At 70.3% G+C, this 11,384-nt stretch carries 10 protein-coding genes; 7 read left to right on the top strand and 3 right to left on the bottom strand.

Features of this window, described 5'->3' with window-relative positions; translation table 11 throughout:
• Window positions 1–687 precede the first annotated feature (687 nt).
• The 6 genes from dacB to folE all read left to right on the top strand — a co-directional run bounded on the left by dacB (window position 688) and on the right by folE (window position 7,637).
• Window positions 688–1,914: a D-alanyl-D-alanine carboxypeptidase/D-alanyl-D-alanine-endopeptidase gene (gene dacB, locus ACGFJ7_RS06970; RefSeq protein ID WP_360247291.1), complete on the top strand. Its 1,227-nt coding sequence runs from the start codon at window positions 688–690 to the stop codon at window positions 1,912–1,914.
• Between the two features lie 54 nt (window positions 1,915–1,968).
• The gene (locus ACGFJ7_RS06965) at window positions 1,969–3,030 is read left to right on the top strand and encodes a zinc-dependent metalloprotease (protein WP_360247289.1); all 1,062 of its coding nucleotides are present in this window, start codon (window positions 1,969–1,971) and stop codon (window positions 3,028–3,030) included.
• A complete protein-coding gene (tilS, locus tag ACGFJ7_RS06960; protein ID WP_392641233.1) occupies window positions 3,031–3,963 on the top strand; it encodes a tRNA lysidine(34) synthetase TilS in 933 nt (310 codons plus the stop codon).
• A 138-nt stretch (window positions 3,964–4,101) separates the two neighbouring features.
• Window positions 4,102–4,686 carry a hypoxanthine phosphoribosyltransferase gene (gene hpt, locus ACGFJ7_RS06955; RefSeq protein WP_392641231.1) on the top strand — a complete coding sequence of 195 codons (585 nt, stop codon included), beginning with the start codon at window positions 4,102–4,104 and terminating at the stop codon, window positions 4,684–4,686.
• 291 nt (window positions 4,687–4,977) lie between these two features.
• Complete coding sequence (gene ftsH / locus ACGFJ7_RS06950; RefSeq protein WP_360247283.1) at window positions 4,978–6,993, top strand: ATP-dependent zinc metalloprotease FtsH; 2,016 nt, start codon at window positions 4,978–4,980, stop codon at window positions 6,991–6,993.
• The gene (gene folE / locus ACGFJ7_RS06945) at window positions 6,990–7,637 is read left to right on the top strand and encodes a GTP cyclohydrolase I FolE (RefSeq protein WP_360248261.1); all 648 of its coding nucleotides are present in this window, start codon (window positions 6,990–6,992) and stop codon (window positions 7,635–7,637) included. The genes ftsH and folE overlap by 4 nt, the downstream gene beginning before the upstream one ends.
• On the opposite strand, the gene ACGFJ7_RS06940 is transcribed toward folE, so the two are convergent.
• A complete protein-coding gene (locus tag ACGFJ7_RS06940) occupies window positions 7,638–8,045 on the bottom strand; it encodes a carboxymuconolactone decarboxylase family protein (protein WP_392641229.1) in 408 nt (135 codons plus the stop codon).
• A gap of 146 nt (window positions 8,046–8,191) precedes the next feature.
• Between ACGFJ7_RS06940 and ACGFJ7_RS06935 the strand changes: the two genes are divergently transcribed.
• On the top strand, window positions 8,192–8,647 hold the full coding sequence (locus ACGFJ7_RS06935; protein WP_360247279.1) for a MarR family transcriptional regulator: 456 nt from the start codon (window positions 8,192–8,194) through the stop codon (window positions 8,645–8,647).
• Here ACGFJ7_RS06935 and ACGFJ7_RS06930 read toward each other — a convergent pair.
• Entirely contained in the window at window positions 8,640–9,317 is a 678-nt protein-coding gene (locus tag ACGFJ7_RS06930; protein WP_360247277.1) for a hypothetical protein, read from the bottom strand. The genes ACGFJ7_RS06935 and ACGFJ7_RS06930 overlap by 8 nt on opposite strands.
• Complete coding sequence (locus ACGFJ7_RS06925; RefSeq protein WP_392641227.1) at window positions 9,314–11,353, bottom strand: FtsK/SpoIIIE domain-containing protein; 2,040 nt, start codon at window positions 11,351–11,353, stop codon at window positions 9,314–9,316. Before ACGFJ7_RS06925 ends, ACGFJ7_RS06930 begins: the two co-directional genes overlap by 4 nt.
• Window positions 11,354–11,384: the final 31 nt, after the last annotated feature.

Below are 11,384 nucleotides of genomic sequence, written 5' to 3'. Positions count from 1 at the left end.
TATGGCGGGTCGACGGCAGTGGACGCTGGGCAGCAGGTCAGCGGTGGCGTCTATGGCGGGTCGACGGCAGTGGACGCTGGGCAGCAGGTCAGCGGTGGCGTCTATGGCGGGTCGACGGCAGTGGACGCTGGGCAGCAGGTCAGCGGTGGTGTCAATGGCGGGTCGACGGCGGCGGATGCGGGGCAGTCTGCGGGTGGCGGCGTCTACGGCGGGCCGCAGGCCGGCGGGCAGCCGTCTGGGGCTTATCCGGAGAGCGCTGGGAATCGTGCGCCGGAAGCCGGGGCCGAGGGGGCTCCCCGCAGTGCCGACACGCAGGTTGTCAGCGCGAACGCGGCGCCTGGTGGGGAGACTGTTGATCTCGCTTCGCAGGTCGCGGGAGGTGGCGGGCTTGGCGCTGGGGCGGCCGGGCGGGCGGTGCCGGCCTCCAGCGCTGTTGTGCGTGACCCCGCGCTTCGGCCCGTAGCGGGCGCTACGGCCGTGACCGACGACGAACCTCGCCGGGAAAAGCCGGGGGCTGGTCGGAGGACGCGTACAAAATGGGTTTTGGCGTCTTTGACAGTAGTTTTGGTGGGTCTCGCGGCCGTTGTCGGGATTGTTCGGCCTGGGCCCGTCAAGGGGTGGCTGGGGGCCGAGCCGAGTGCGGCGCCCACGACGGCGGCGCCTACGGCTGAAGCGGCGCCTACGCCGGTGCTGGCGGCGGCCGCTGGTGGGGGGACCGCGCTGACGGCGGCCGGTGTCAAGAAGGCGCTCGATCCGCTGGTGGGGTCGGCGGCGCTGGGGAACAAGGTGCATGTTCGGGTGCTGGATGTGGCGTCCGGGGACGTGCTCTACGCGCGCAACGCCGACACGATGACCACGCCGGCCTCCACCACCAAGCTGTTGACGGCGGCGGCTGTGCTGGCCGCGCGGGGGCCGGCCTACCGGTTGAGCACCCGGGCCGTGGCGGGCAGTGCGCCGGGTGAGGTCGTGCTGGTCGGTGGTGGGGATCCGTCGCTGTCGGTGGGGGCGAAGGGGCAGTTCCCGGGGGCGGCTCGCCTTGACCAACTCGCGGCGCAGGTGAAGAAGGCGCTGGGCGCGGACAAGCCGACCAAGGTGACCATCGATACCTCGCTGTTCAGTGGGCCGGAAACGGCGGTCGGGTGGGATCCTTCCGACATTTCTCCCGGTGGGCAGGTGTCGCGGATCCAGTCGCTGATGACCAACGCGGGGCGGATCAAGCCGGTGCACAACGAGTTCGGTGGGGATCCGCGGTATCCGGATCCGGCGGTCGCGGCCGGGAAGGCGTTCGCCAAGCAGCTCGGGGTGTCGGCGGCGACCGTGAAAAGGGGCAAGGCGCCCGAGGCGGGGCGTCAGCTGGGAGCCGTTCTGTCGCCGCCGATGGTGCAGCTCACCGACTGGATGCTGGAGCAGAGCGACAACACCATGGCCGACGTGCTCGGGCGGCAGGTGGCGCTCGCGGCGGGGCGGCCGGCGACCTTCGACGGCGCCACCGACGCCATCGTGAAGAAGCTGACCGACCTGGGGCTTCCGGGGGAGGAGGCCGATCTGTACGACGCGAGCGGGCTCTCCCGGAACAACGGGATCAGCCCGACGATGCTGACCCAGTTGCTCTCGCTCGCCGCGAGCGGGCAGCAACCGGCACTGAGCAGCCTCTTCGGAGGGCTGCCGGTCGCGGGGTGGTCGGGGACGCTGACGAAGCGCTTCGTGGCGCCCAAGACCAATCAGATCGGGCAAGGGGTCGTACGGGCCAAGACCGGCACCCTGAGCGGGGTCAACACGATGGCCGGAGTGGTCACCACCCGGGAGGGGCGGCTGCTGGCCTTCGCGATCATGGCCAGTGGCTCGGGGAACGCGGTGACCGCGCGGGCGGCGTTGGACCGGGTGCCGGCTCGCCTAGTTACTTGTGGGTGCTGATCTCGGGGATTCACCTGAGGTGAAGGCTGGAAATGCGCGGGTACGGTGGGGTGCATGGCGCAGTTCGTTGATTGGGATCTGGCCGCCGCGACCGCTGGCGCGCTGTCGAAATCCGGGCCCGCGGTCTCCTACGACGACGCGATGGCGGTGGTCTCCGAGCTGCGGGCGCTCACCGACGAGGCGGCCGGGCACGTCGCGGCGTACACGGGGCTGACGTCGCAGGTCGAGGTTCCTCCGGTACGGGTCGTCGACCGCAAGGACTGGGCGGCGACGAACATCGAGGGCCTCAAACAGGTGATCATTCCGCTGGTCACCCGCCTCTCCGGCGACAAGCAGCCGGGCGGGCTGGCCGACGCGATCGGCTCGCGGGTGACCGGCGTGCAGGCCGGCACGATCCTGGCCTACCTCTCCGGGCGGGTCCTGGGGCAGTACGAGGTGTTCTCCGGCAACCCGGGCCAGCTGCTGCTGAACGCGCCGAACATCGTCGAGGTGGAGCGCAAGCTGGGCGCTGACCCGCGCGACTTCCGGCTCTGGGTCTGCCTGCACGAGGTCACCCACCGCACTCAGTTCACGGCCGTGCCGTGGATGCGGGGGTACTTCCTGGGTGAGGTGCAGGCCTTCGTCGACGCGTCGCAGAGCACCGAGCACATCCTCGAGCGCATGCGCCGCGGCGTGGCCACCCTGTCCGACGCGCTGCGCGACCCCGAGTCGCGTTCCTCGGTGCTCGACATCGTGCAGACCCCGGGGCAGAAAGCGGTGCTCGACCGGCTGACCGCCCTGATGACCCTGCTCGAGGGGCACGCCGAGTTCGTGATGGACGGCGTCGGGCCGGACGTCATCCCGAGCGTCGAGTCGATCCGGGCCAAGTTCAACCGCCGCCGCGAGAGCGGCAACCCGCTGGAGAAGGCGATCCGCCGGCTGCTCGGCATCGAGGTCAAGATGCGGCAGTACGCGGAGGGCCGCAAGTTCGTGCACGGTGTGGTCGAGCGGGTCGGCATGGACGGCTTCAACAAGATCTTCGACTCGCCGCTGACCCTGCCCCGGCTCGACGAGCTGGGCGACCCGGACGCGTGGGTGACCCGGGTGCACGGCCCGCAGCCGGCGATCGGGGGGTAGGTGGCGCGGATTCCGCCCTCGGTGGCGGCGGTGCGGCTCGCCGTGCGGCGGGCCCTGCCGGCCGACGGGCTGGTCCTCGTGGCCTGCTCGGGTGGGGCGGATTCGCTGGCTCTGGCTTCCGCGGCCCGTTTCGTCGGGCGCCAGGTGGGCTTGGTGACTGTTGATCACGGTCTGCAGGACGGGTCGGCCGCCCGTGCCGCTGATGTCCGGTTGTGGGCTGAAAAAACCGGATTTGTTCCCGCGGAGATCGCTACCGTGTCGGTCGCGGGGCGGACGGGTGGGCCCGAGGCGGCGGCGCGGACGGCGCGATACGAGGCGCTGACCGAGGCGGCTCGGCGGCACGATGCGGTGGCGGTGCTGCTGGGGCACACGCGGGACGACCAGGCTGAGACTGTTCTTCTGGCGCTGGCCCGGGGGGCCGGGCCGCGCGGGTTGTCGGGGATGCCGGCCGTGAAGGGGATCTTTCTGCGGCCGCTGCTGGATGTGGCACGGTCCGATACCAGGAAGGCGTGCGCCGCCCTGGGGTTGGTTCCCTGGGAGGACCCGCATAATTCGGATCCTTCGTACGCCCGCTCGCGGGTCCGGGGGTCGGCGCTTCCCGCCCTGGTCGAGGCTTTGGGGCCGGCCGTGGTGGCCAACCTCGCGCGATCCGCCGGGCAAATCGGTCAGGACAACGAAGCGCTCGACGCCATTGCTGCGGATTTTTCCGACAATATGGCCGTCGATGCGCTGGCGATGCTGATGCCGGCGATCCGGAAACGCGTGCTGCACTCCTGGGCGCTGCGGCTCGGTGCGCCCGGCGGGGCGCTGTCGCATCGGCATGTGGAGGCGCTCGACGCGCTCGTCACCGCCTGGCGCGGGCAGGGTTCGGTGCACCTTCCCGGCGGCATTCGGGTGGCTCGCGACCGCGGAGCACTCGTTCGAGTGCCCTGACGCTCTGTGAGAGTGGTCACTCGGCATGTCCGATTCGCCGGTACTAGCGACCCGAACTGGGTGTTTTCCTGGGGTTCCGTCCGACTTGATCGCCGCCCCGTGCGGCGGGCGGCAACCTTCATGCGGCACGCTGGTGCCATGGCTGATGGCTCCTGGTACGACGCCGACATCGACCACGTGATCATCTCTGAGGAGCAGATCCGGGAAAAGATCGACGAGTTGGCGAAGCAGGTCTCCGCGGACCACGCGGACCACGCGGACGCGGAGGGCGGCATCCTGCTCGTCTGCGTGCTCAAGGGGGCGGTCATGTTCATGGCCGACTTCGCGCGGGCGCTCGGCCACCACGGGCCCTCCACCGAGATGGAGTTCATGGCGGTCTCCTCCTACGGGCAGGGCACCACGACCTCCGGGGTCGTGCGCATCCTCAAGGACCTGGACCGGGACATCACCGGCCGGCACGTGGTCGTGGTCGAGGACATCGTCGACTCCGGTCTCACGCTGTCGTGGCTGATGAAATACCTCCAGTCGCGCTCGGCCGCGAGCGTCGAGGTGGTCGCCCTGTTCCGCAAGCCGGACGCGGTCAAGGTCCAGGTCCCGGTGAAGTACGTGGGGTTCGACATCCCGAACGAGTTCGTCGTCGGTTACGGTCTGGACTTCGCCGAGCGCTACCGCGAGTTGCCGTACGTCGGTGTGCTGCGGCCCGAGGTCTACGCCCGTAGCTGAACCGTTTCTCAGCCTCTTCTCAGAAATCCGTCCTTATGGGCGGTTTTGCTCCGAAACCTCGCTGAACGGGCGGGGGCCGGGAGGTGTCCGGCCAGCGGGCTCACGGGTTCGCAACCGGCACCCACGGTGTACCGTCGAGTGACCGAAGGCGCGGTGTCACAAGCGCTGGAGGGCCGGGATGATTCACCGTCATCAGGCGGGGTATCGCTCCGGCAGCCGCCGTGGGCGGCACCGTTGAGGTGACCAGGACGCCGATCAGGAGGGTCCGGGCGCTTGGCGCCCGACAACAGTATGGAACGTACGCGTTTCTTCCGCCGCCCGGTGGTCTGGATCATTCTGGTGATCATCGGCGTGATTGCGCTGAGCTCGTTCTTCACCAGTGGTCCGAGCTACCAGCGCGTAGATACCTCGGTGGCGCTCGAGCGCCTCAATCAGCCCGGCATCAAGAAGGTCGTCCAGAAGGACAAGGAGCAGACGCTCCAGATCGACCTCGCCTCGCCGGAACGATTCGATGGCAAGACCACTGACAAAATCGAGACCCAGTACCCGTACGAGGTCACCCAGACGATCTGGAACGAGGTCAACGAGGCCAAGACCGCGGGCCGGATCACCGGCACGGTCGACGCCACGGTCTCGGGCGACAACATCCTCTTCAGTCTGCTGATCAACCTGCTGCCGATCGCCATCCTGGTGATCCTGCTGCTGCTGTTCATGTCGCAGATGCAGGGTGGCGGCTCGCGGGTGCTCAACTTCGGCAAGTCCAAGGCGAAGATGATCACCAAGGACACGCCGAAGACCACCTTCGCCGACGTCGCCGGCGCCGAGGAAGCGGTCCAGGAGCTCCACGAGATCAAGGACTTCCTCCAGAACCCGGCGAAGTACCAGGCCCTCGGCGCCAAGATCCCGAAGGGCGTGCTGCTGTTCGGCCCGCCCGGAACGGGTAAGACGCTGCTGGCCCGCGCGGTCGCCGGCGAGGCCGGTGTGCCGTTCTACTCGATCTCCGGTTCGGACTTCGTCGAGATGTTCGTCGGTGTCGGCGCCAGCCGTGTCCGCGACCTGTTCGAGCAGGCCAAGTCGAACGCGCCGGCGATCGTCTTCGTCGACGAGATCGACGCGGTCGGCCGTCACCGCGGCGCCGGCATGGGCGGCGGTCACGACGAGCGCGAGCAGACGCTCAACCAGCTGCTCGTCGAGATGGACGGCTTCGACACCAAGGGCGGGGTCATCCTGATCGCGGCCACCAACCGGCCCGACATCCTCGACCCGGCGCTGCTGCGTCCCGGCCGTTTCGACAGGCAGATCGCCGTCGACAACCCGGACATGGAGGGCCGCAAGCAGATCCTCCGCGTGCACGCCAAGGGCAAGCCGTTCACGCCCGACGTCGACCTCGACTCGGTCGCCCGTCGTACGCCCGGCTTCTCCGGCGCCGACCTGGCCAACGTCATCAACGAGGCCGCGCTGCTGACCGCCCGTAACGAGAAGCGGGCGATCTCCAACGAGTTCCTCGAGGAGTCGATCGACCGGGTCATCGCCGGTCCCGAGCGGCGCACCCGGGCGATGAGCGACAACGAAAAGAAGATCACCGCCTACCACGAGGGTGGTCACGCGCTGGTGGCGTACGCGCTCCCGCACTCCGCCCCCGTGCACAAGGTGACGATCCTTCCGCGTGGCCGCTCGCTGGGCCACACGCTGGTGCTGCCGACCGAGGACAAGTACACGCAGACCCGCGCCGAGATGATCGACACCCTGGCCTACGCGCTGGGTGGCCGGGCCGCCGAGGAGCTCGTCTTCCACGAGCCCACCACCGGCGCCGGCAACGACATCGAGAAGGCGTCGGGCCTGGCCCGGGCCATGGTCACGCAGTACGGCATGAGCTCCAAGCTGGGCGCGGTCAAGTACGGCACGAGCGGCGACGAGCCGTTCATGGGCCGCAACATGGGCCACGAGCGGGACTACTCCGACTCGGTCGCGGCCGACATCGACGCCGAGGTGCGCGCGCTCATCGAGCTGGCGCACGACGAGGCGTGGGAGATCCTGGTCGAGTACCGCGACGTGCTCGACAGCATGGTCCTCGAGCTGATGGAGAAAGAGACCATCACCCGCGAGGACATGGACCGCATCTGTGCCCGGGTCGTCAAGCGCCCGCCGATGTCGCCGTTCAACGGCTTCGGCAAGCGCATGCCGTCCGAGGCGCCGCCGGTGCTCACCCCCGCCGAGCGCGAGAAGCTCAAGGCCCAGGCCGTGGCTGACGGCCAGGCTGCCATCGGTTCCAACCCGAACGGCAGCGCTCCGGAAAGCAGCAACTGATCAGCGACGACGACGCCCTCGACTATCTCGCCGCCCGCCTGGTCGACGGAAAGCTCACCGGTGCTCCGGTCGAGCAGTCCGTCGACCTCGGGCGGATCGAGAAGGCGGTCCGGGAAATCCTTATCGCGATCGGTGAGGACCCGGACCGGGACGGGCTGGAGCGCACCCCGGCCCGGGTCGCCCGCGCCTACGCCGAGCTCTTCGCCGGCCTGCGCGTCGACCCGGCCCAGGTTCTGAAGACCACCTTCGAGGCCGACCACGAAGAGCTGGTGCTGGTACGCGACATCGAAGTGATGAGCATGTGCGAGCACCACCTGCTCCCCTTCAAGGGCGTGGCCCACATCGGCTACGTCCCCGGCACGCACGGCCGGATCACCGGTCTCTCCAAGCTGGCCCGCCTGGTCGAGGTCTACGCCCGGCGCCCGCAGGTGCAGGAGCGCCTCACGTCGCAGATAGCCGATCTGCTGATGGAGAAGCTCGAATCCCGCGGCGCGATAGTCGTCCTCGAGTGCGAGCACCTGTGCATGGAGATGCGCGGCATCCGCAAGGTCGGCGCCCGCACTGTCACCTCGGCCGTCCGCGGCGCCTTCCAGACCGACGCCAAGATCCGGGCCGAGGCCATGGCCCTGATCAACGCGCGCTGATCAACGCGCGCCGACCATCCGGTTGGCCAGGGTCGACATCGTGTACGTCCCGATGCCCAGCACCACCTCGAGCGCGTTGCGCCGGGTGTAACCGGCCGCGAGGAAGCCGTCGACCGGGGTGTCCCCGGCCGTGGCGAGCACCTCCAGCGTGAAGACCCGCAGCGCCTCCAGCCGCGGGTCGGCCAAGGCACGCTGCTCCCGTAGCGCCGTGATGAGCTCCGAGCCGGCGTTCAGCTTCCGCAGCCGGCCGGTGTGCATGGCGAGGCAGATCCCGCAGTCGTTGCGGGCTGCGATGGTCATGACCACCACCTCCCGGGCGAGCGGGTCGAGCGTGCTCGCCTCGAAGAGGTGGCTGGCGTGCAGGAATCCGCCGAGCATCTCCGGTGACTCGGCGAGCCGTCCCACCACGGCCGGCAGGGGACCTGGAAGGGATTCCATCAAGGGCCGGGACGCGGGGGGAGCGGATTCGAGGGTGTGCTGAGCGAACATCGTGGACTCCCGTAGGATCGACAACGTGGTTGTCCAAACCGTAAACCAGGTTGTCGAGTTTGCCAATGGCTGAGGGCTACGAGCTGCCGCTGCTGCTGTTCGCCGGCTTCCGCACGCTGATCGACGAGCTGCACGCCGAACTGGCCCGGCGTGGCCACCCCGACGTGCGCCCCGCCTACGGCTTCGCCATGCAGGCGATCGGGTCACGCGGCGCCTCGGCCAGCGACATCGGGCGCCGCCTGGGCGTCTCCAAACAGGCCGCCGGCAAGACCGTCGACCGGCTGGCGGCGCTCGGCTACGTCGAACGGTTCGACGACCCGGCCGACGCCCGGCGCAAGCTGATCCGGCTCACCCCGCGCGGCCTCGACTCGCTGACCCAGTCGGCCGAGATCTTCGACCTGCTGCGGGCCCGCTGGGTCACCGAGCTGGGCGCCGAGCGGGTCGAGCTGATCGAATCGTCGCTGCGGACGGTCGTGTCCGGCCCGACCTTCCCGGTCGACGTGCCGGGTTGGTTCAGTTGAAGAACGACGCCAGCCCGACGCCCATGCACGTCAGCAGGACCGGGGTCAGGCAGGCGATCGCGCCGACGATCGGGGTGCGGTCGACGCTCTCCTGGCCGCCGCCCCACACGAAGCCGATCGTCGCCCAGCCCAGCCCGAACGCCACCAACGGCATGCTCAGGCCGCACAACAGGGCGTAGGTCGGCACCGAACCCGGCGAGGCCACCAGGTACAGCGCGATCTGCACGATCAGCACCACCACCGCGAACGGCCCGTACACCAGCAGGTTGCGCGTCCACGGTCGCCACGGCCGGCCCGGCGCCGGGCCCGTCAGCAGGGCCTCAGCGGTCTCCGCGGTCCGGCGGGCCTGTTGCAGCGCGGCCAGGGCCGCGCCGGGACCGCCGGCCACGGCCTGAGCGGCCACGTCCAGGTCGGCCCGGGTCGGTCTGAGTTCGGTCACGGGTACGCCGAACTCCGCGCCCAGACGCGCTTCCTGGTGAGCGAGCTGGGATCGTACGGCCGAAAGCTCCTGACTCGCGGCCGTGGCCGCGGCCTGATGCTCGCCCGAGCTCGAGCTGGCCGCACGGCGAACCGCGTCGAGCCGTTGCGCGGCGGCCAGGTAGTCGGCCCACGGGCCCGGCGCCGGAGGGGTCGCCTGGGCCGGGATCGCGTTGGTCTGCTGGTCGGTCACGACTCCTCCCGGTCCGGCTCGAGGAAGGGCACGAGAGTCACCGTGCGGTCGGCGTGCCGGTCGTGCAGCAGAGCGCGGTTGGGGCGCGGCTGCCACTCCAGCGGCCGGCCCACCATCGCCGCCACCTCGGCCGCGGGCACGTTCAGGAAGAGCAGACCGGCGACGTCCTGCGCCTCGTCGCCCAGCCGGCGCGGATCACGCCACCAGGAGAGCAGATGCGCACCCTGGCCGGGCCCGTCCCGCAGCAGGTCCCGCAGGCCCGGCAAACCGTTGAGCGGCGTCGCGTCCATGCCGAAGACCACCCGGTAGCCCGGCCGGTTCGGGTCGAGCTCGGCGGCCAGACCGGCCGCGTCCACCATCACGACCTCCTGCCGATGCCCGATCTCGGCGGCGAGGGCCTCGGCGAGCCGGTCACCCTCGGCGACCAGCGAGGCGATGACAAACCGGGTGGTACGGGGTGGGTGGCAGGCCGCCACACTACGGGCGGCCGCGTCGAGCACCTCCGAGCCGGCCGCCTGCGTACCGAAAATGGCCAGATGGCGTCCCGGCGAGGCGTCCAGCGGGAACGCGGCGGTGGAGAGATTGACGTCGAGCGCCCGGCCGACCAGCGCGGTGGGCCGCACCGCACGCCCGGCCAGGGCGGCCCGGTAGGTGGGATCGTCGGCGAGATGCTGCGCCGCGTAGCCGGCGAAGACGCGCGGCGGCTGCGCCTCGGGATCACGGGCACCCCACAGCCGGTGCCGCAGGTCGCTGAGCAGTTCCTCGTCGGCGTGCGGGTCGGGGAAGCGGACCACCCGCTCATGACCGCGGGTCGCGCCGCGAGGACCGCCGAGACCACCGGCCGTGTTGACCACGGCGGTACCCAGCGGCAGGCCGGCCGCGGAATCGTTGGCCGGCTCGAGAACGTCGCCGCCGCCGGGCAGGGCGATGCGCACCGGGAACTGGCCGAAGAAGTCCCGCGGGCCGTGCACCTGAACGTTCTGGCTGGCCAGGATCAGATGGATGCCGCACGAACGGCCCCGGCGGGTCAGCGCGTCGAGCAGGGCGGCGGCCTCGGTCGCCACCGGGTCGGCGCTCGCGAGAAGCACCGGGAACTCGTCGATGACGCAGAGGACGCGCGGCAGCTTCTCCGCCTCCAGCTCCGAGAACTTGGACACGCCGGCCCGTTCGAAAGCCGCCGAGCGCCGGGTCAGCTCGGCGTCGAGCTCCCGAAGCACGGCCAGCCCGTACTCCCGGTCCGCCTCGACACCGACGGCCCGGGCGTGCGGCAGCCAGGTGCGGTCGCGGCGGGTCGGCACGAACTCGGCGAAGGTCACGCCCTCCTTGAAGTCGAGCAGGAAGAGCGAAAGCTCGGCCGGGCTGTACCGGGCGCCGAGCCCGTAGAGAACGTTCACCAGGAAGGCGGTCTTGCCGGCGCCGGAACGGCCGCCGACCATCCAGTGCGGAGTGAGATCGTTGAACCGCAGGACCAGCGGCGTCTCCCCGTCGTGGCCGACCACGGTGCTCAGCCCCTCGGCGGCATCACCGGCCCACAGCCGCTCACCCGGCTCGGGCAGCAGATCGGCGAGGGTGACATGCGAGGCGGCGGCCGAATGGGCGGCCAGCTCCCGGCAGACGGCCTCCACAAGATGAGGCGGCGGGTCCTCGTCGAGGAACACGGGGGCGTTCAGCCAGGAGACGCTGGGAATCGACCCGTAGGTGGCGCCGGGCGGATCACCGATGACGGCATAGGGATTACGGACGGAGACCATTGTCGTACGGGGTAGAGGCGCCTGAGTGGTCTCGGCGGTCAGCGGAGGCGGCGGCCATCCGGCCACAATGAGATGAAGCCCCGAATCGGGCCCCTGCTGAGCGAGCGCGGCGATCCGGCGCAGCTCCTCACCCTCGGTCAGCTCGGGCAGACTGGCGATGACAACAAGCATCATCCGGTCCCGGCGGCTCCGGCGCGGGGCGACCCCACGGCCCGGTCGCAGCCATTTCTCGGCCTCGGCGAGCACATCCCGCAGCCCCTGCCGGTCGGTGGCCGGAGGAGACATCAGCCCCGCATCCCGGAGCCCGGCAAAAGGC

The sequence above is a fragment of the Actinoplanes sp. NPDC048988 genome, from assembly GCF_043197815.1.
Taxonomy (GTDB): Bacteria; Actinomycetota; Actinomycetes; order Mycobacteriales; family Micromonosporaceae; genus Actinoplanes.
The sequence above is the reverse complement of the archived record's forward strand: the minus strand, read 5'-3'. Positions and strand labels throughout refer to the sequence as shown.